The organism is Chitinophaga niabensis (assembly GCF_039545795.1).
GTDB classification, from domain to species: domain Bacteria; phylum Bacteroidota; class Bacteroidia; order Chitinophagales; family Chitinophagaceae; genus Chitinophaga; species Chitinophaga niabensis_B.
Map to the genome: position 1 here is coordinate 307,078 of NZ_CP154260.1, position 19,149 is coordinate 326,226.

Here is a 19,149-nt window from a genome sequence, read left to right on the forward strand (position 1 = left end):
AAAACCTTTTTTTATGTGACACAATGTCGCTTCCTTAGTTAATGAATGGAGTTGTGGACATTAAGCCTCCTCTTGCCAAGAAGTACTTAAATCTAATCCCAGGAAACGATGTTCTTGTAAGCCTCAAAAAATTCCGCATGTGTCATAGGGCAGAAGACTTGATTATTTCCACTCATTATTTATTCATCTTCAAAAGGTAATTTCACAGGTGTCAGAAGCCAGGATATTCCATCTTCAAGTTGCTTGACATGCCAAATTGTTATACCAGCTGTGAATTCTTCCGTTCTATCTCCATTGAACATAAAGGGAGGTATCCACATTAGTTCTATTTTCCCGTCTCCATCCCAACCGGCTTCTATGAACATTTCTGTTGCAATCCTGGTATAGTCCTCTGCGTTTGCTAAACAATCTTCAGGTGCGAGGGTAAAATTCAGGTTATCAATCCACTCATACATCAGAACCCTGAAAGTTCTTAATTTTTCTGATGGATATTTAATAATATTCTTTTTATCTCTTTGAAAATTCATATAGTATTTACATTCTTGTATCCTTCTTAGAATAGGTTTTTAAGCCAATGTTATATTAGATAGCTAAAAGATAACAAATCCTGCAATATTTGGTTAGATAAATCTCCCGATCTCGCTACAGAATGTTATACACAATTAAAAAAGTTGCTGAAAATGGCAACCTTTTTAATTTTTTATGAGTTCGCCTGTTGCCGCAGAGAATACATTCCCTTCAATGCTACACCGGCTTCAAACACTTTTCGCAGAAGTTTCTGTTCAGCAGCAAAAATTACAATTGACAAACGCGCTTCGATACAAAAAAAATAGTTTAAATTTCATCGACCAATCATTCAAAAAATTGGATTGGAAATTACATCGCTTTTGTGACGATTATTATTCACCTTTTATACAAATATAATGCTTGAATCTTTTTATGCTCAATGTGGCCCATTGCAAAGTAAGGCGGAAATCGATCCCCAAAGTCTGGCAGCGCTCAAATCCGTTCTGCCAGAGGAATTACATTCCCTGTTATCACAGGGTAAAGGCAGCTATATGAATGGGTATCTTTGGATCATCAATCCCGAGGAGTATAAAGACATAGCTGAGGAAATATACTCGCCTGTTGAACAACCTAGCATTTGCTTTGCCAGAGATGCTTTTGGAGGTCTGTTTGTTTGGGAAAATGGAAGTATAGTTTACCTTAATGTAAGGCATGGGCTTTCAACGGTTGTCGGTAGAAAGGTGAGCGTATTTTTTAATAATATACTTGTCGATTGGGACTATATTTCCGACCAGCTACATTTAGAAAACTATCAACCTGCCAAAGAAATGATCGGGGATCTGAATGCCGATGAGTGTTATGGATATGTTCCATTACTGAGCTTGGGTGGTTCTGAAAAACCGGAGAACCTTCAGAAAGTCAAATTGAGAGAGCACATTTCAATAATCGCACAAGCCGCAGGTAAGGTGTCCTGATTCCAGATGCTTATCGTATCAAAAAAGTAAAAGAGAAAAGTTAATTCTTCGGCACTGTCGCGGTCTTACTGCGAATTGCTCAGTCAGCAGTCTCATTCTCGCTACAAAAAAGCTTCACAGATACGAGGCTTTTTGCATTTGCAGCACATCATATCCGGGGAAGCCACATGCCAAGGATAGCCCCCATTGTACCCACTGCAATGCCAATCGTGATAACAAGAAGCAATAATGAAAATGCCAGTTTTTTATTGGCGGAGTTTGAGAATTTAGCGCTAAAATACAAAGCTACTACAGCCTGGGGAAGGATGTAAACAAACACTCCAAGGGCACTTAAAAAAGGCCCTGTGAATGTTTCAGGATCAAAACCAACAGGAGCGCTGTGAATGAGCATCCAAAGCATAAAAAACACCCGGAATAGCCATACGCCACTCATTGCTAATAACAGGTGTACAGCCCATTGATTATGCAACTTTATATTCCTTTGCATGGCATACTTGATTGCGAAAAATGCGGACACAATAATAATCAGCGCATTAATACTTATACTGATCGCACTAAATGGCCCGCCAATGGAGCCTCTTACCCAGGTAAGGTATAAGCCTGCAGCACTAATCAGGAACGCTGAAAAAATGTATATCCTGCCGCAGATCCTATGAATCCTGGGGGCTTTATTTCTGATCTTACTTACTAATTGTAAAGGTCCCAGAATAGTTATTACAGCGGCCAATGCAACGTGTATGCCAAAGATCAGGTTTCCGGTAACATCACCTTTAATGTAGAAATGCGGATTGGCGGTATTCCACTTTTCGAAATCACCAAGAGCAGCAGATCTGTAATACAGCATTAGTATATAGTATGCAAAGATCAATTGCCCTGAATAGGTTACCACAAACCAAAAACGGGTAACATTCCTGAAGAGGGGTATAGCTATAGTTTGGATTACTTGTTTCATGTGGCTGAAGTGGTTGATTAAAGATAGCTTCAGCCTCATGATTTTCTACTTAACAATTGTTAAGAAATGATCTCTCGCCTTATCCTGCTAAGACTTTCAGGTTTTATCCCGAGATAGGAGGCAATATATTTAAGGGGCACATTTTTTATTATAGCCGGTGAATCCTTCATAAGCTTTACATACCGCTGCTCGGCTGTAAGTGTGGCCAGATCATTCATCCGTTGCCTGTCTTCTTCCTGTATTTGCTGAAATAACCTGATCGTGTAATCTTTTTGTGTAATGCTGGTTTTTGAAGAACTGTCGGCATCTGCCTTAGTGATCCGAAGCAACTCACAATCAGTAATGCATTGAAGGTATTCATTGGAGATGCTCTGATTTACGAAAGGGAAATAGGAAGTAAAGAACCGGGGGCCATTATTTAAGTCAACGGTTACTTCTTCTCCTTTATCATTGATGTAAAACTTTCGCATGAAACCTGATACGATGAAATTATGATACACCGGAACCTTTCCGGCTACCTCTAACATAGTATCCCTGGCTACCCACAGTGGTTTAAAGGTATCGCGGCATTGAGCCCTGTCATGCTCTGGAATATCAATTATCAGGGAGATATATTTAAAAAGGGTATCAAAATAATGTTGCATCACCCGGGTTTACTATAAATATACGCATATCATGGATGAATTTGATAGAGCATCCTGCTGATGGTGATTTCCCGGATCCGGAATCATAAAAGGTTGTAAATCAGGTTGGATCTGTGGGGAGATGTTTATTGGTTGACCCCGCTCATGATCTTATTAACGATCAGCCAATTACCATCAATCCGGTGCAATGACAGGAAATCATGATACAGCATGTCATATGCTTTGACCTGTACCTCGGCAATAGCCACAGAGTTCACCACGCTAATGTTCAGAATATCCCCTTTGAATGGTTTGCCGGAATCCTTCGGGCTTTGCCGGTTTGCGACCAGGTCCAGCCATTCAGCCAATGTTTTGGCGTAAGGCTGTCCTTTAACATCGCCGAATAGCAAGGTGCCCGGATGAAAGATAAACTTCAGCTTATTCAAATCACCTTCATAACTTCCCATGAAATAGTATTCTTCCAATGCCTGCGCAATGGAGGTTTCATCTGTTTGATGCGTTGTCATCCTAATTGAGTATTTAGTAGGGCATGAAGGTAGGAAGGGTATAAAAAGAAATTGTGTGATGTAGATCACATCTTTTTTTGCGCATCACATCTCAGGAGTTATTCAGGCGGTAGAGCGTTTCTCTCGAAACACCCAAATAAGCAGCGATTAGTCGTTTAGGCACTATATTATACAATTCAGGGAACAAAGTTATAAGTTCTTCATACCGGTATTTCACATCGTTGTTCATGGTGCTTAATAATCTTTTCTGCGAAGCCACGTATTCACTGGTCATACGGTGGCGAAAGAAATGTTCTACATGGTGGATCTTTTTACAAGCTTCTTCCCGGCCTTTGTTGGACAGACATAGTACTTCCGTATCTGTAATGCAACCTATATTGATAGTCGCTCTTGAACCACCGTATAAGGCACTGTAATCAGATGCCCAATATCCAGGCATTGCAAACTGCAGCACAAACATTTTAAGGTTATCATTTATGTAGAAAGTCTTGATACAACCACGCAGTACAAAATATTCACAATCTATTCTATCGCCTGCGGTAATCATGTATTGTCCTTTTTTATGGGATTCGGTCGTGAAATAACCGAAGAATTCGTCAAATTCATCGTCTGAGAGTTTGACGGTTTTCGTTATATGTTCTTTCAGAAGTTGTTTTGGATCCATACGATAAAAAATGTTTTAGCCCGAATGAAAAATTATACCTGCAAAATCATAAATTACAAAAATAATGGCTTACATGAAACGTGGAAAAGCAGCAGACAAGTTGGTAAAAGCAATCAAATTTTGTATTAACCGGATAGATATTTCGCCTCATCTCACCAAAAGGTTTGTACTTAATTGGTAATCAATTAGATGCAAGCCTTGTGGTTTTGAATAGGAATGTAGCGCTTAAGTATTGTATTTTTATCAGATCATACTTTACTCCCTTTAATTATTATGGAGAAACTACTCGAACAATTACTTCACCGGTGGGAGCAAACTTTCGATGATCTGCAAACACTTCCAGTATATAAAACACAAGTAAAAACAACCCGGTATTCAGAGGGTTCGCGATATAACCTTGAAAAATTTGATTGGGCTTTTTTCCCCGGTGATGGTCCAATGTTGGATAGAAACGATGATCTGAACAAAGAATCGCTGTACGAGTATGGCTTCAACGTTGGAGGTCTTCCCTGCTATGTAACATTCAACCACAACTACAATGGGGTAACCTGGGAAGGCTTTTATAGATATAGTGATGACCTTGTGGAATATGTAGAATTCTGCGTTAATACCGGTGTGCCTTCAGCTCTTACACGTATGGAATTCAAAGAAGGCCGAAAGATTTCCCTGCAACGTTTAATGGTTAATGGAAGAGCAGGTGTGTATTCCATTTCACAGCTGCCCAAAGAAGAGATCATTAACAAGATAAGAAATGATGAGGGCGCTTTTATTTCAACAGTAACACGTTATGAGTATGGCACCGAAGGCAAAATTGAAAGGGCTTCCAGTATTCATATTTCTCCAGGCATTGGAAAATTTACTTCCTACGATGAATATACTTATGATCAAAACCAGGTCCTTGAAGCAGTACGGAGATTTTTTGAGGATGGAACCAACCACCTGACTTATGCAAGGCCCCTGGAACATATAGACTCGGAAACGCTTACTGATAGCCTTGCCAGGGAATTGGCTAAGTCAATTTGTGAAAAACTGGCCCGTCAGGTTAATGAACTACCCATTGCTCTGCTGGAACTCAGTTATCAGTATGCGTATAATTACATACCGTATCTGATATGCCAATCCGAAGAAGAGGTTGCCGTGAAACTGGCTGGCAAAGAAAATGTCTTTGTCAATGATTATAGCAATTTGCTGGATGTGGAAACAAAGCCTTTTGAGAGGCTTTTCGCACAACTTGAGCAAATGATGGAAGCAGAAGATGATTGGGAACTTGGTAGAACTATGCTAAGAAAAACTGCCGGTCTTCTAACCAAAAGCAAACTCTTTGGTAGATTACAGGTTACTGAAAACTTTGCTGTATATGCTATTGACTGGTCCATTGAAGGGCACAGTGATGCTGATTTTGAAGTGATTCTTATCGAATGTGGGGTGGAGATGGAAGTTATAAAGTTATGGAAACAAGGAGGAATGCTTCCCTTGGCAACTTAGTCAACACTAACAAGCCTACAAACAATTTAAGGCTTTATATTCTTTCAATTTGGTATTTATGCAGAACTGGATAGATCAATTTTTTGAGGCGTATTTAGAGGCTTTCCCTCCCAGGACGGTTTATACAGGAGAAATACCTCAGGAAATAATATCGTCACCTGTAGATAATAGCGGATGGTTTGAATGGCGTTTGATGAAAGGAACGTTGCCTGAAGACGCATACCGGAAATTGGAAGACCAATTTAGTGTGCAGTTTCCTCAAAGCTTTATCGCCTGGCATCGATCCTATTTCTTTTTAGATGGGGACTGCTCCCTTCTGAGATTGCCACATTCAAACCCCGCGAGACCATTGGAGGAAATGGAAACCAGATTGAATTGGTTTATACCTGAGCAGCTTATCCCCCAACAGCTTTATCCTTTTGCAACAGAAGGTAATGACGCCGGTATGCTGGTGTTTGATGGAAGGGAGCAGAAAGGTGATAATGAATTTCCGGTAAGAATGTATGACTATGATTATGAAGGTGATATTGCTGGTTTAAGAGAAGTGATTTTTTCTTCTTTCAGCAAGCTGATTGAATGCATGACGCATTATTGCCGGGAGTTGAAACATAGAAAAGGCTTTGAGATCATTCCCGATTTTTTTCAAATCGATCAGGCAGGAGCTGGTAAATCGGGTAGGGATTATTGGATGGGATGGGTAGATATGATGAAGGCTAATTTCGAAGAGTTTGGGTATTAAGAATGCCACCTGATCTGTAATAAAAACAAACCTCACAACAGCATCGCTGTGAGGCTCAGAAAGCTCAATTCTACAGAAAAGGCGCATTCAAAAAATCCTTAAGTGGCTTAAGTGATCTATAAATCTCAGCAAATTTTTTCGGAGCATCTTTTTCCAAAAGCTCTTTATCAGAAACAGGCCGCACCGCTACAAAATGTTTTAGTTTCAGGTATTCAGCCATCGGATCTTCTTTTTCAAAGCCCGCAGGTACCCGTTTTAGTTTCCCCTCTTCACTCAAACCTCCGAAATAACGGCGAAAAGATTCTTCGTCCACAATCTTTTGAAAGGCTTCTGCATTACCGGAAATCTCTTTCCGAAGCGCTTTCAGCTTATCATTTTCGAGCATATAGATGCCGCCTGCCAAAAAAGACTGTTTAGGCTGAATATTGAGGTAGTACCCCGCATTTCTGTATCCGATATTTGCACCGAAATTGGTTTTATAAGGGTCTTTGTTATGGGAAAATCTCGTGTCACGATATATCCTGAAAAGCGACTTTTGCGCATCCACTTTCCCTATTTCTTTATCAAATCCGGCAATTTCCCTTATGAGTTCTTCCACAAATGAAAGCACATCTTCACGTGCAGCCGTGAATAGTTTTTTATGCTCATTAAACCATTCACGGTTGTTGTTCTGTTCTAACTTTTTTAGAAAGTTAAGTGTGGATATCTCCATCTGTTTTAGTTGAGGGAATGAAGTGCCATTTTGTTTCCTTCAGTATCAATGAACATGGCAATATATCCAACTTCAGGGCTGATATGCGTTTTCGGAACAATTACTTGTCCGTTATTGCTTTCTACTTTGTTTAATACGTTCTGTAGGTCTTTGCCACCGTTTAGATAAACAATAACTCCATCTGTGGAGGGCTTGTAGTCTTTACCTTCAACAATTGCTCCCGATACGTTTGCGCCGTCAGTAGGGAAGAAGCCCATTTTAGTACCAAACATATCTGTTTCGTTTATTTCCACGCCTAAAATGGCTTTGTAAAAGGATACTGCCCTGCTGAAATCTGTTGCTGGGATGTCAAAAAAAGTGATGATGTTCTCCATTGTCAAATTATTAGGTAGCAAAGTTGCAGAGACTTTACACCCTAAAATTGTAAAAATGGGACAATGTTAATCAGTGCTGTCAAAAATCAAAGACATCTTTAAATGATCTCCGTAGAACTCTTTAGGCGTCAATCCGGTGAATTCCTTGAAATCTTTAATAAAATGTGCCTGGTCGTAGTATTCGCTTTCGTAAGCCAGGTCGGTAAGGCTGGTAATTTTCCTGCTCAGCAGCATTTTGAGTGTTGCCTGTAGCCTTATGGTTTTTGAAAGTTGTTTCGGGCTTAGGCCAATGGAGGATGCGAATTTACGTACCAGTTGTCTGCGGTTGGTATTGTTCTTTCTGGATAGTTCATCAACGGAAAGCTGCCCGTTTGCGGTCAAAATGGTTTCAATGGCTGATTGTACAATATGATCAATGGTTTCTGTATCAGTTAACCGGTTGAATAGAAATGTTTCGATCAGGTTTATCCTTTCCGGAGTTGTGCTGGCATGTAGGATCTTTTGTGCTATTTCCCGTCCGTCCTTTCCAAATAGTTTTTCCAAAGGGACGGCAGTGTTTTCCATTTCCCTGATCGGAAAGGTTGCAAACGGCAGAAATCCATGTGGGTGAAAGCAAACAAAGAAAGTGCCTGTTTCTCCTGTGGGTTCTACTTCATATGGTCCGGTCAGTTGCCCGATTACAAAACATTTTGGTAAGAAGATGCTGTCTCCGTTTGGAGGATAATATTTGTAGGGATCACCATAATGAAAGATCATTTTCATACAGCCATCGGGAACAATGGTGTTTTTCTCAGGTGTTTTTTCTTTCGGGCTTTCCAATGTCCAATAACATTTGACGAATGCCGCTAAGTCGCTGTTCGGTTCAAATATTTGATGGATCATTGATTTTATTTAACATAATGTGATAGTATTCTTTTGATTATCAGCTAATTAGAAAGTCAGCCTACCTGAAATCCGCTATGGTGGCTTCATCCAAGCTTAACCCTTGCTTCATCCTAGCTTCATCCTTGCTCTAAACCGCTCCAGGAGCTAACACCAAGCAAGGATTAAGCTTGGATGAAGCTACCATGGCGGTAAATACTTACAGCCAATCCCGGTCCTCCAGCTCAAAAAGCTCATCAGCTTTACAATTGAGTACTTTGGCAATTTTAAAGGCTAATATCGTAGAAGGAAGGAACTTACCTGCTTCAATCGCAATAATAGTTTGCCGTGCTACTTTTACTCTTTCAGCTAATTCTGCCTGTGTTAAATTCTGTCTCGCCCGCTCCACCTTTATAAGATTTTTCATTCCCCTTCATTTAAAGTCATCTGATACTTCAGGTAGTAAAAGTAAGCAGTAGCGATCATTAATGTTAACGCTAAAAACTGGTAAGCTGAGATGGAAAGAATTACATCCTTCCCACGCTCAAAGCGCCAATTAAGGAAGACGTAATTGTATAGATGGGTAATTGAAAATGCAACAATCACTGCTATTGCCAACGCTTTGAATTTTAGACTTCGTACCATTTCATCATCCGTCCTTTCCTTAGAAAAGAAAATAAATACAAATCCCCAGCTTAATCCCACAGCTAGTTCATTGAAATCATAAATTCCCTTTTTATGGTGTTGCAGGAAGAAACTGATAATACCGGCAATGATTATCAGGATCCCCAATATTTTAGTCCAGTAGGAATAGGGGAAAGAATTTCGACTCATAAATGTAATGTTTACAATACTAAAAGTAATGTATAGATTACATTTCTCCAAATTTTGTTGCACAAAGCCGGGTGTAAATAATAATGATAAAAAGCACTTTGAAATACAAAGTATATGTATATTTGTTTCAAACAACCTATATCAGTTTATGAAAATAGACATCATCATAGCATACGTACAACGATATGAATTCGGGCATGAACGTGATTTCGTGCCACCCATCACGGGTATTCATTTAGCTGCCATTACGCCTGCCGAACATACAGTAAATGTATTCCACCAGCAGATCGACAAGATTAACCTCGATACGGATGCTGATCTCATCGCTATTTCTTTTTTTAGCGGATTCGCCATGGCCGCCTACAATCTGGCGGTTGAGTTTAGGAAAAGAGGAAAAACGGTAGTGGCAGGAGGCCCGCATGTTACTTACTGTCAGTCAGAAGCGCTCGCTTACTTTGATGCTATTGTTACCGGGGAAGCTGAGAACGTTTGGTCTGAGCTGCTCAAGGATTTTACGCTTGGGCAGTTAAAACAGGCATATACCGGAAGTCCCTGCGATATGAAGGACTTACCCACTCCGCGATACGACCTGTTGCCGGACCGCTTCTTTATTAAAAAGGTGATACAGGCAACCAGGGGCTGCCCTTTCTCCTGTTCCTTTTGTACAGTTCCTTCCCTGAATCCCGGCTTTAGGTTACGCCCGGTGGAAGATGTGATACGCGATGCCTCTTATGATAAGTTCAGCTACTGGTGGCAAAGAAAAATTGTCTGGTTTTGGGACGATAATCTCACTATCAAACGGCCCTACATCAGGGAGCTTTTGCGAAAGATGATCCCGCTGAAAAAGTGGTGGCTCACACAGGCGAGCATGGATATTGCCAAAGATCCGGAATTGCTCGATCTAATGAAGGCCTCAGGCTGCATCGGCGTATTTTTAGGGATTGAGTCTTTCGGAGTAGATTCCCTGGCTGACGCCAATAAGCGGCAGAACAAGATCGATAACTATAGCGCCGCCGTAAAGGAGATCAGGAAAAGAGGTATTGCGGTAATGGCCGGTTTCATTGCAGGATTTGACCATGACGATGAACAAAGTATCATCAATATGGCAGACCAATTGATGAAGATTGGTATTGATGTTCCCTTTCTTAGTATCATGACGCCATTCAGAGGAACACCTATTTATACCACCTTAAATAAGGAAGGGCGGATCCTGGGTGAAAGGAACTGGAACTTTTACAATGGCTATAATGTTGCTTTTATCCCCAAAAAGATAAACGAGGAGCAATTACTGCAGGCGCATAGGGCCTTGTGGAAGAAATCATTTTCACCCTTATATGCTTTCAGGCGAATCCTGCGGGGAGCATTCACTTTAAGAATGGGAGCATTTCTGCTGTCCCTGTTCATGAATTCGTTCTATAGCTATAAAAGAATTAAAAGGAATTATCCTATTGATATGAGCAAACGAAATGATGTAATTAAAGCCGTAGCCCCTGTTCAGTATCATGAACAAACAATGGTAGCTGCAAGCTGAGTGGTTTACAAACGCTCCTTTGTCACCCACTTACCAACTTCAGGTGCTTTATAGGCGGACATTTTGTTTAAAAGATCCTCAATATCATCACTAATTAAAAGCATGTCCTGATTCACCTGTTTCAAAAAGCCATTGTCAACCATGCTTTTTGTCAATACTGTTAAACAATCATAATACCCGTTTATATTTAAAAGCGCTATAGGTTTTTTATGGAGCCCGAGCTGTGCCCAGGTCAGCATTTCAAAAAGCTCTTCCAATGTTCCATAACCCCCTGGTAAAGCGATTACACCTTCACACAGATCGTTCATTTTTATTTTTCGTTCGTGCATGCTTTCCACAAGGATCAGCTCTGTCAGGTGTTTGTGGGCAATTTCCTTTTCCTGTAAGAATTTTGGCAATACACCCGTCACTTCTCCTCCTGCATGTAAAGCACCATCTGCAATGGCACCCATTAAACCAACATTTGCTCCGCCATAAACCAACCGGATCTTTTTCTTCGCCAATGTTTGCCCGAGCAGGATTGCCTGGCTTTTATAAATTTCGTCATGACCGAAACTGGAGCCGCAGAAAACAGTAATACTTTTCATACCCCCAATTTACCCAAAAATAGGATGACGATTTGCATATATTTGGGAGAACTGAACGTGATCTTATGGAGCGATATGAATTTTTTAAACAATTCCACAGCATCAGTATAGCAGACTATCATTTGTTGACTGATCGTCTTAAAACAAGATCGTTTAAGAAGGGAGATTTCATTACCATCCCAGGGCAGGTTCAGCGGGATCTTTACTTTGTGAAAAGCGGCGTGCAGATGTCTTACTTTGATGCCGATGACAAGATCTATACCCTTTCCTTTACTTATTTCCCTTATCTATGCGCCATAGCTGAATCCTTCTCCTTTCAGGTCCCTTCCAAATATTACCTGGTTTGTTTGACCGACAGTGAATTGGAGTACATCACCTTTGATGATCTTCAGGACCTGGTCAATCAATCACAACAGATAGAAAGACTCTTCAGGCGGATGACGGAAGCCATGTTAGCAGGGATGATCGATCTCCATATAGAATTGCGCGCCATGACCATTGAAGAACGGTACAAAACATTTTGCCGGAAGAACCCTGACCTGCTTCAACTTGTACCGCATAAGTACATCGCCTCTTATCTGGGCATAGATGCCACTAATTTCAGTAAGCTGTTCAACAGCGTTAAATTTTGATGTTGGTGTATACCAAGATTTGTTTGCCGGCAGGTTTCGAACTTTGTAAGCAAACGAATACAAATGAACATAAAAGGTTATGCTGATGTCAATGGTCTAAAGATGTATTATGAAGTATATGGAGAAGGAAAACCACTCCTGCTTTTACCCGGAGCGCTTTCCGGGATTGGTACTGCATTTGGAAAATTAATCCCTTTACTTGCAACGGAAAGAAAGGTTATTGCTATTGAATTTCAGGGATATGGCCATACCGCCGATATTCCGGAACGCCTGCTTTCTTATGAGCAGCTTACGGATGACGTTATTGAATTATTAGGTGCTTTGAATATCCCGCAAGCAGATCTTTTCGGGTATAGCACAGGGGCAGGAGTAGCTTTACAGGTGGCAATCCGCAGACCTGACCTTGTCAGAAAGCTCATACTGGCCTCCGTTAGCTACAAGAGCAGTGGGCGTCATCCGGAACTTACCACCCTGTTTAACCCTGAATTCATGGAGGCTGTGTTAAAAGGCAGTCCATACGAAACAGAATATCTGAATACGGCTTCGAAACCTGGATACTGGCCTCAGCTCCTTGCTAAAGTAAGAGCATTTGAACAACAGGAACAAAACTGGTCAGCTGGTGAGATCAGGAACATCAAAGCTCCTGCTTTGATCATAGCCGGTGATGCGGATATCATTCAGCCAGAGCATACCGTGGAGTTGTATCGGTTATTGGGAGGAGGGAGCCTTGGGGAATTATCGATGCCTGCATCACAACTTGCCATATTACCAGGAACAATGCATACTGCACTAACACAAAGAACTGATTTATTAATGGCAATGATCCCGGGGTTTCTTGATCCTAAATAAACGTAGCTAATTCGTATCTTTCATCACACATAAAATTTCATCAGTTGTAAATTGGTTCAAAATGAAATTTACCAGGCTCGTTCCGAATGTATTTTACACAGACATTCAAGTAGGTCTCAAACTTTTTGTCGAATGCCTTGAATTCAGGATTGGTTATGACGAATTGAACTCAGATAATCCCTTTTGCGTGATTGAAAAAGATGAACTGCGGGTAAACCTTTTTCAAAATAAGGAATACGCTGAAAAAGACAGACCTGAAATTAGACTTGTGACAAACAATATTGAAGAGGTTTATGAGAAAGTAGCATCAACGCACCCTGAATTACTCCATCCTAATCTCAATAAAGTTACACTTCGGCCCTGGGGAGCGAAGGAATTTGCATTGAGGGATGAATCCGATGTTTGTATTATCATTCAACAATGGTAAAAAAGAAAGGGAACACATCGCCTGACGTGTTCCCTTTCCTTATATGTATGTTCAACTAAGATCTTTGACGTCCGGACCGGCCATGTTCACCACCCCTTTGTGGTGCTGATTGTCCTCCCTGTGGTCTGGAGATGGAGCGTGGGCTGCGATCGAACTGGCGCTGTGGTCTGTCAACTGAACGTGGGCTGCGGTCAAACTGACGCTGTGGTCCCGGGTTATATTGACGTTGAGGAGCAGCGTTACGATTGTATTCAGGCCTTGGACTGGTAACGTTCTCGGGACTACGGTCTATCCGCCTTTCTGGTCTGGTTACCGGATTAGAACGATCATACTGTCTTGACGGTACAGTCCTGTCCACATCAGGGTTACGATCAAACTGCCGCGAAGGTGTATTTCTGTCTACTACAGCAGGGCTACGATCAAATTGTCTTGATGGTGCGCTTCTATTCACGCCATTTCGGTCGAACTGCCTTGACGGTACATTTCTGTCCACATCAGGGCTACGATCAAACTGCCGCGAAGGTGTATTTCTGTCTACTACTGCAGGGCTACGATCAAATTGTCTCGATGGTGCGCTTCTGTTCACGCCATTGCGGTCGAACTGTCTTGATGGTACATTCCTGTCCACCCCATTAGCGCGGGAGGGCGCACTTCTGTAATTGTTGCGATAGTTAGTTACCACTACCCGGTTCCTGTCATAAACACTCCTCGAATAAACACGCATCGGGCGATAGATATGCGGAGCCCGTGAAATACGATAGCTATGCACTATCACATATCTTGGCCTGTAGCGGTAGCAGATGGGCTCATAAACTTGCCATGCCAGCGGCCTCCAGGGGCGCCACCATCTTGGATAGTGATACCAGCTCCAGGGAGATACCCAAATGGTATAATATGGTGCGAACACAAAACGCACGGAAGGCCAGAACCACACATTCACCACCAGTCCGGATGGTGCAAAAGCAGCATTCGGTCCATGTGGTCTGTCTGACATCGTGGCGTCATTAAATGCACTCACTTCATCATCAGTGGGTTCCACAATCTTTGACTCACCATAAATATCTTCATCCCCTACGATCTGTACCACTGCTTGTTCATTTCCTGTTTTCTCCAATTCTATCACGGCAATGTCCTGACTTTCTGAGGATGACACTAATGACTGTAATACAAAGAGTTGTACATTTCCATCTTTTTTACTGACAACGCGGATATAATCTATCTCACCGTCCTCATTCAAATCGAGGTTATTTACGCCATTCTCTTTGGTATTCAGCATTTTCTCAAATTCTTCGGGATTTTGAGCCTTTTTGAACATCTCCAGGGCGCCTTCAAGGCTAAAGTTGTCCCCAGGCAAACCCGTTTCGTCCTGCGCCTGTACGCCGGTAGTCAGCATTAAGCTGAACAGTACGGCTGGCAATGAATGTAAAATTCTCATACGATTCGCTGTTGTTACATAATATAAGACGACAAAAACTGAGAAAAGTTATACGAGAATCAAGCCAGAAATGTTAAACTTTAGCCATTTTTAAGAATAAATTTGAGAATTTACAGGGCGGATTTATATAGTTTCAGAATATGGCAGAGAAGTTTTCAACGACAGTTACAGTAAACGCAGCACCCATGCAGGTTTGGTCCATTTTAACCACCCAGGTGGAATGGATGGGGGAACCTGAGATGCAGATAGAAATATTTACCGACTGGAAAGTTAATTTCCCTATACTGATCCGGGGTTTTCACCACGCGAAGTTTGAGAATAAGGGTATTGTACTGCAATATGACGAAGGGAAGAGGTTAAGCTACAGCCACCTGAGTAATGTATCCCGTTTACCGGATCTCCCGGAAAACTATACCATTCTTGAGTTTGTACTAACGCCTGCCGGAGAAGAAACGGAGTTAACCCTGAATATCGAAAACTTCCCCACAGAAGTTATCCGTAAACACCTGGAGTTCTATTGGAGGACCACTGTTTTTAAGATTAAGAAAGCAGCAGAAGACAAACCATTATTATGACCTGACCTTTTCAATGAATATCGTAAACACAATCCCAAGCGTATAAGCAATGATATCTGCCCAGGTGAAATAATTACCGATAACAATGTTGGCTATCCGTGAATGTTCAAGTCCCAGATGTTTCACCAGGTTAAAGTACTGCAAGGTTTCCACGAGATAGGAGAATGCCAGCACAGCCAGTGCCACTGGTATAACAGGAGCCTGAACAAAACTGCGCACAAAACAGTAGATCAGGATAACTACCAGGAAATCGCCTGCATAAGGCCGGATAAATCCATCATGGAGATAGGCCGCAATAAGTACTTCAATAACAAATATCAGAACGGCAAGGCTGAAATATAGTGGACTAAAACGTAGTTTCATAGTGTTAACTCAATGTAATACTTTAATTTTCAAATATAAAAGTGACAACTTGTATTACTTTTACTATATTAACGTAGCCCCTTTTATCAAAATAGACTAACTCAATTAAAATCGTACGTATGAAAAGGAAGAACAGTATTGTACTAATGGCAGCGGTGTTACTTTCCGTCACGCTTTGCTCACTTTCGCTGCCGCAACAGCAAGAGAAAGCCAAAAACCTGAAGGTGCTCCCTAAAGATACCAGCCACGAAGAACTCGAAAGAGTGATGAAGGAATTTAAGGATGCACTGGGCGTAAAATGTAATTTTTGCCATGCACCCCGCAAAGATGATCCTAAGAAACTCGACTTTGCCAGCGATGATAATCACCACAAAAAGATAGCCCGTGATATGATGCGGATGACTGCACGTCTGAATAAAAAGTATTTTAAAAGTCATGAAGCAGTAGCGGTTACATGTTATACCTGCCATCACGGAAGTGATGAACCGCTTACTGGCCCGGAAGTGGTAAAATGATCTTATCTAAAAAGCCCATCCAACGATGGGCTTTTACATTAATCTATTGCTGCCGGGCAGTATCTGCCGGCTGCCTGAGGGTAGTATCAATGGGTACGGTTTGTGTACTGTCTATACGGGTAGTATCTCTTGTTTTACCAGTCAGTATACTGTCAGCCTGCATAGCTGTAATTCGTACATTGGGTGCAGAGCGTTCCTGCTGCCTGGAGTTCATGCCAAGCCCCATCTTCTCCATATCTTTCCTTTCTTTTTTGCTGAACAGGTTCTGCGGATTCTTTTGCCTGCGAAGGCCTTCTTCAAAGCGGTACTCGGCACCCAGCCTGGGAGGCTGGTAAATACGTTCCTTTCGCTGAAATACTCCTCTGCCACCGGAACAGCTATACAGCAGTAGTGTAATAAACAATATGGTTATTATCTGCAGAAGAAAACGCATGGTAAATGACTCTGTGGGTTTAACGCATCTTCGGCCTGGTTTATTGTCTGAGGCCGGTATTCGCGTTTTTTTGTTATATTATATCCATGTTGTTCGCTACACGCACAGTTTTTCGGTCCGTAAACTCGGATCAAACGATCGAGTTCTATCCAGGCACGGAAGGTCATAAGTTTATATGGCAGTCTCCCAATGCCGATAAACAAGGTACCTACCGGTTTTTAAAAGACCAGCTGGAAATCTTATTCAATTATACGAGGGAGGAAACGTATGGTTTTACTATCCTTGAAGGAGAGGTGGATCTGGTTATCTCTTTCCGGTTAAGAGACCGCTTTGGAAGAGAAACAGATTTTAGAAAAGTGTAGGTACTTTTACAGCATGAGAATATTCCAGCAGGCATTACGGCTGAAACAAAGGAACAGGGGCTTTCACCTGATCACTACTGAAGTCACCAGGGCTTTACCACAGATCAGTGAGTTGAAAACCGGCATGTGCCAGGTATTTATCAGGCATACCTCTGCTTCGCTTACCATCAATGAAAATGCAGATCCCACAGTGAGAATGGATTTTGAAACCTACTTCAATAAGGTGGCGCCGGAAGATGATCCGGATTACCTGCATAACTATGAGGGATCTGACGATATGCCTGCACATCTTAAAGCTTCCTTGTTAGGCAGTTCTGTGCTTATCCCCATACATAATGGAAGGCTAGCCCTGGGCACCTGGCAGGGCATTTACCTTTGCGAACACAGGGATGCAGGAGGAGAAAGAGAACTGGTGATCACAGCATGGGGAGCATAGCGCATTACAGGTATTTGATTAACGCTGAAAATTGTATATTTTTCTACCGCATGAATTTTCACGTTAAATAAACAGTAATGGAAAGGCGCTCCTTTATAAAAAGCACAGGATTATTAGCTATGGGCGCAGGCCTTGCCGGCACAGCAGCCTTCGCAGCAGGCTTACCTGCTAATACACTGCCTAATTGGAAAGGCTTTAATCTCCTTGACTTTTTCTCACCTAAACCTGCCGGCACTGCTAATAAAACAACGGAAGATCACTTTCGCTGGATGCGTGACTGGGGCTTTGACTTCGTGCGTATCCCCGTAGCTTATCCCAGTTATCTGGCTTTTGACCGCAATAAACAGATCACCCCGGAGGAAGTATATAATATTGATGAGCAGCGGGTGGAAGAAATTGAAAAACTGGTAGTAATGGCCCATCGCTACAATATGCATGTAAGCCTGAACCTTCACCGCGCACCGGGTTACTGCATCAATGCCGGGTTTCATGAACCCTACAATTTATGGAAAGATGAAGAGGCATTGAAAGCATTTTGCTTCCACTGGAATTACTGGGCAAAACGCTTTAAAGGAGTATCCGAAAAGAAGATCAGTTTCGATCTTTTAAATGAACCTGCTATGCGGGAGGATATGAATGATCAGCATTCAAAGATGAGTGCAGTACCAGGGGAAGTTTATCGTAAAGTAGCACAGGCGGCAGCAATTGCCATCCGTAAAGAAAACCCTTCCCGCCTGATCATTGCTGATGGCAATAATGTAGGTACATCTGTGATCCCTGAAATTGTAGATCTGGATATTGCCCAGAGTTGCCGGGGATACTATCCCGGGATAATATCCCATTACAAAGCCCCCTGGGCCAATAAAGATCCGGAAAACCTGCCGGAACCAAAATGGCCGGGGCAGGTTGGTAATGCATACCTGAGCCGTGAAATGCTGGAAAAACATTACCAACCCTGGATCGATCTCGTGAAAAAAGGAGTAGGGGTGCATTGCGGGGAATGCGGTTGCTGGAACAAAACGCCGCATGCCGTTTTCCTGGCCTGGTTTGGTGATGTGCTGGATATCCTGCAAAGTAATAAGATCGGCTTCGGATTATGGGAGTTTAGTGGCGATTTTGGCGTGCTCAATTCCCGCAGAGCGGATGTGCAATATGAAGACTGGTATGGCCAAAAACTAGACAGGAAATTACTAACCCTGTTACAAAGGTCCATCTGATGCCTGAACAGCAGTAAGCAAGCGTTAAAAAAATACACTATTGGCACAGGTAAAACCTGCAAAAAACTGTCAAATTTTCAAGCCCCTTTCCCTCCTTCAATGTCAGTTTTTCAAAAAAATCTGACAAAATGTAATTGGCATACAAGTTGAAAAGCGAAAAAAAACAATCTTGGCTTCTAAGATTGTGATTACCATATATGACTTTGTATCTAATAAATTCAAAATCATACAACAATGGCAAACAACCTAACAGCTACTCCACTACACGACAGGGTGATTGTTAAACCCTCCCAGGCAGAAGAGAAAACCAGCGGCGGCATTATCATTCCGGATACCGCAAAGGAAAAGCCACAGCGTGGCGTGATCGTTGCCGCAGGCCCCGGCAAAAAAGACGAGCCGGTGACTGTAAAAGCCGGTGACATGGTACTCTATGGGAAATATGCAGGCACAGAGGTACGCATCGGCGATGAAGACCTGCTTATTATGCGCGAGTCTGATATACTCGCTATCATTTGATGACAGCCTTGTCAGATTT

27 protein-coding genes are annotated in these 19,149 nt (G+C 42.0%); 13 read left to right on the forward strand and 14 right to left on the reverse strand.

Translation table 11 applies throughout. The features are described from left to right. Positions 1-179 precede the first annotated feature (179 nt). A complete protein-coding gene (locus AAHN97_RS01260; protein WP_343305768.1) occupies positions 180-527 on the reverse strand; it encodes a hypothetical protein in 348 nt (115 codons plus the stop codon). 396 nt (positions 528-923) lie between these two features. On the opposite strand from AAHN97_RS01260, the gene AAHN97_RS01265 reads away from it, so the two are divergent. Further along, positions 924-1,481 (forward strand): T6SS immunity protein Tdi1 domain-containing protein, encoded by a 558-nt coding sequence (locus AAHN97_RS01265; protein ID WP_343305769.1) that lies wholly within the window; start codon positions 924-926, stop codon positions 1,479-1,481. A gap of 148 nt (positions 1,482-1,629) precedes the next feature. Here the strand turns inward: AAHN97_RS01265 and AAHN97_RS01270 are convergent, their stop codons facing one another. The 4 genes from AAHN97_RS01270 to AAHN97_RS01285 all read right to left on the reverse strand — a co-directional run bounded on the left by AAHN97_RS01270 (position 1,630) and on the right by AAHN97_RS01285 (position 4,247). Further along, positions 1,630-2,433 (reverse strand): DUF2306 domain-containing protein, encoded by an 804-nt coding sequence (locus AAHN97_RS01270; RefSeq protein ID WP_343305770.1) that lies wholly within the window; start codon positions 2,431-2,433, stop codon positions 1,630-1,632. Between the two features lie 59 nt (positions 2,434-2,492). Next, on the reverse strand, positions 2,493-3,077 hold the full coding sequence (locus tag AAHN97_RS01275; RefSeq protein ID WP_343305771.1) for a Crp/Fnr family transcriptional regulator: 585 nt from the start codon (positions 3,075-3,077) through the stop codon (positions 2,493-2,495). A 125-nt stretch (positions 3,078-3,202) separates the two neighbouring features. Then, positions 3,203-3,583 (reverse strand): nuclear transport factor 2 family protein, encoded by a 381-nt coding sequence (locus tag AAHN97_RS01280; protein WP_343305772.1) that lies wholly within the window; start codon positions 3,581-3,583, stop codon positions 3,203-3,205. A 91-nt stretch (positions 3,584-3,674) separates the two neighbouring features. Continuing rightward, entirely contained in the window at positions 3,675-4,247 is a 573-nt protein-coding gene (locus tag AAHN97_RS01285) for a Crp/Fnr family transcriptional regulator (protein ID WP_343305773.1), read from the reverse strand. A gap of 273 nt (positions 4,248-4,520) precedes the next feature. On the opposite strand from AAHN97_RS01285, the gene AAHN97_RS01290 reads away from it, so the two are divergent. Together AAHN97_RS01290 and AAHN97_RS01295 are read left to right on the forward strand one after the other, a co-directional pair. After that, positions 4,521-5,732 carry a hypothetical protein gene (locus tag AAHN97_RS01290; protein WP_343305774.1) on the forward strand — a complete coding sequence of 404 codons (1,212 nt, stop codon included), beginning with the start codon at positions 4,521-4,523 and terminating at the stop codon, positions 5,730-5,732. A gap of 58 nt (positions 5,733-5,790) precedes the next feature. Next, on the forward strand, positions 5,791-6,471 hold the full coding sequence (locus AAHN97_RS01295) for a hypothetical protein (protein WP_343305775.1): 681 nt from the start codon (positions 5,791-5,793) through the stop codon (positions 6,469-6,471). A gap of 70 nt (positions 6,472-6,541) precedes the next feature. Here the strand turns inward: AAHN97_RS01295 and AAHN97_RS01300 are convergent, their stop codons facing one another. The 5 genes from AAHN97_RS01300 to AAHN97_RS01320 form a co-directional block, all read right to left on the reverse strand. Next, positions 6,542-7,183 carry a DUF2461 domain-containing protein gene (locus tag AAHN97_RS01300; RefSeq protein WP_343305776.1) on the reverse strand — a complete coding sequence of 214 codons (642 nt, stop codon included), beginning with the start codon at positions 7,181-7,183 and terminating at the stop codon, positions 6,542-6,544. A gap of 5 nt (positions 7,184-7,188) precedes the next feature. After that, a complete protein-coding gene (locus AAHN97_RS01305; protein ID WP_343305777.1) occupies positions 7,189-7,557 on the reverse strand; it encodes a VOC family protein in 369 nt (122 codons plus the stop codon). A 66-nt stretch (positions 7,558-7,623) separates the two neighbouring features. Then, entirely contained in the window at positions 7,624-8,439 is an 816-nt protein-coding gene (locus tag AAHN97_RS01310; protein WP_343305778.1) for a helix-turn-helix domain-containing protein, read from the reverse strand. 199 nt (positions 8,440-8,638) lie between these two features. Next, on the reverse strand, positions 8,639-8,845 hold the full coding sequence (locus AAHN97_RS01315) for a helix-turn-helix transcriptional regulator (protein WP_343305779.1): 207 nt from the start codon (positions 8,843-8,845) through the stop codon (positions 8,639-8,641). Then, the gene (locus AAHN97_RS01320; RefSeq protein ID WP_343305780.1) at positions 8,842-9,252 is read right to left on the reverse strand and encodes a hypothetical protein; all 411 of its coding nucleotides are present in this window, start codon (positions 9,250-9,252) and stop codon (positions 8,842-8,844) included. The genes AAHN97_RS01315 and AAHN97_RS01320 overlap by 4 nt, the downstream gene beginning before the upstream one ends. Positions 9,253-9,400: 148 nt before the next feature. Between AAHN97_RS01320 and AAHN97_RS01325 the strand changes: the two genes are divergently transcribed. Beyond that, the gene (locus tag AAHN97_RS01325) at positions 9,401-10,783 is read left to right on the forward strand and encodes a B12-binding domain-containing radical SAM protein (RefSeq protein ID WP_343305781.1); all 1,383 of its coding nucleotides are present in this window, start codon (positions 9,401-9,403) and stop codon (positions 10,781-10,783) included. Between the two features lie 5 nt (positions 10,784-10,788). On the opposite strand, the gene AAHN97_RS01330 is transcribed toward AAHN97_RS01325, so the two are convergent. Continuing rightward, complete coding sequence (locus AAHN97_RS01330) at positions 10,789-11,370, reverse strand: TIGR00730 family Rossman fold protein (protein ID WP_343305782.1); 582 nt, start codon at positions 11,368-11,370, stop codon at positions 10,789-10,791. Between the two features lie 65 nt (positions 11,371-11,435). Here AAHN97_RS01330 and AAHN97_RS01335 point away from each other — a divergent pair, with 65 nt between their 5' ends. The 3 genes from AAHN97_RS01335 (at position 11,436) to AAHN97_RS01345 (ending at position 13,278) form a co-directional block, all read left to right on the forward strand. Further along, a complete protein-coding gene (locus AAHN97_RS01335) occupies positions 11,436-12,002 on the forward strand; it encodes a Crp/Fnr family transcriptional regulator (RefSeq protein WP_343305784.1) in 567 nt (188 codons plus the stop codon). Positions 12,003-12,065: 63 nt separating this feature from the next. Next, a complete protein-coding gene (locus AAHN97_RS01340) occupies positions 12,066-12,851 on the forward strand; it encodes an alpha/beta fold hydrolase (RefSeq protein WP_343305785.1) in 786 nt (261 codons plus the stop codon). A 61-nt stretch (positions 12,852-12,912) separates the two neighbouring features. Continuing rightward, complete coding sequence (locus AAHN97_RS01345) at positions 12,913-13,278, forward strand: hypothetical protein (RefSeq protein WP_343305786.1); 366 nt, start codon at positions 12,913-12,915, stop codon at positions 13,276-13,278. A 55-nt stretch (positions 13,279-13,333) separates the two neighbouring features. Here AAHN97_RS01345 and AAHN97_RS01350 read toward each other — a convergent pair whose 3' ends face one another. Beyond that, positions 13,334-14,713 carry a hypothetical protein gene (locus AAHN97_RS01350; RefSeq protein WP_343305787.1) on the reverse strand — a complete coding sequence of 460 codons (1,380 nt, stop codon included), beginning with the start codon at positions 14,711-14,713 and terminating at the stop codon, positions 13,334-13,336. Positions 14,714-14,853: 140 nt separating this feature from the next. On the opposite strand from AAHN97_RS01350, the gene AAHN97_RS01355 reads away from it, so the two are divergent. Then, positions 14,854-15,288, forward strand: coding sequence for an SRPBCC family protein (locus tag AAHN97_RS01355; RefSeq protein ID WP_343305788.1), 435 nt, complete (start codon positions 14,854-14,856; stop codon positions 15,286-15,288). Here AAHN97_RS01355 and AAHN97_RS01360 read toward each other — a convergent pair. After that, complete coding sequence (locus AAHN97_RS01360) at positions 15,283-15,651, reverse strand: DUF2809 domain-containing protein (RefSeq protein WP_343305789.1); 369 nt, start codon at positions 15,649-15,651, stop codon at positions 15,283-15,285. The genes AAHN97_RS01355 and AAHN97_RS01360 overlap by 6 nt on opposite strands. A gap of 119 nt (positions 15,652-15,770) precedes the next feature. Here AAHN97_RS01360 and AAHN97_RS01365 point away from each other — a divergent pair, with 119 nt between their 5' ends. Continuing rightward, positions 15,771-16,166, forward strand: coding sequence for a c-type cytochrome (locus AAHN97_RS01365; RefSeq protein ID WP_343305790.1), 396 nt, complete (start codon positions 15,771-15,773; stop codon positions 16,164-16,166). A 43-nt stretch (positions 16,167-16,209) separates the two neighbouring features. Here the strand turns inward: AAHN97_RS01365 and AAHN97_RS01370 are convergent, their stop codons facing one another. Next, the gene (locus AAHN97_RS01370) at positions 16,210-16,569 is read right to left on the reverse strand and encodes a hypothetical protein (RefSeq protein ID WP_343305791.1); all 360 of its coding nucleotides are present in this window, start codon (positions 16,567-16,569) and stop codon (positions 16,210-16,212) included. Between the two features lie 116 nt (positions 16,570-16,685). On the opposite strand from AAHN97_RS01370, the gene AAHN97_RS01375 reads away from it, so the two are divergent. The 4 genes from AAHN97_RS01375 to AAHN97_RS01390 all read left to right on the forward strand — a co-directional run bounded on the left by AAHN97_RS01375 (position 16,686) and on the right by AAHN97_RS01390 (position 19,130). Next, positions 16,686-16,961 carry a hypothetical protein gene (locus AAHN97_RS01375; protein ID WP_343305792.1) on the forward strand — a complete coding sequence of 92 codons (276 nt, stop codon included), beginning with the start codon at positions 16,686-16,688 and terminating at the stop codon, positions 16,959-16,961. Between the two features lie 13 nt (positions 16,962-16,974). Continuing rightward, positions 16,975-17,397, forward strand: a complete 423-nt coding sequence (locus tag AAHN97_RS01380) for a secondary thiamine-phosphate synthase enzyme YjbQ (RefSeq protein ID WP_343305793.1) — start codon at positions 16,975-16,977, stop codon at positions 17,395-17,397. A gap of 77 nt (positions 17,398-17,474) precedes the next feature. Beyond that, positions 17,475-18,614 carry a cellulase family glycosylhydrolase gene (locus tag AAHN97_RS01385; RefSeq protein ID WP_343305794.1) on the forward strand — a complete coding sequence of 380 codons (1,140 nt, stop codon included), beginning with the start codon at positions 17,475-17,477 and terminating at the stop codon, positions 18,612-18,614. A gap of 234 nt (positions 18,615-18,848) precedes the next feature. Continuing rightward, positions 18,849-19,130, forward strand: a complete 282-nt coding sequence (locus AAHN97_RS01390; protein ID WP_343305795.1) for a co-chaperone GroES — start codon at positions 18,849-18,851, stop codon at positions 19,128-19,130. Positions 19,131-19,149 lie beyond the last annotated feature (19 nt).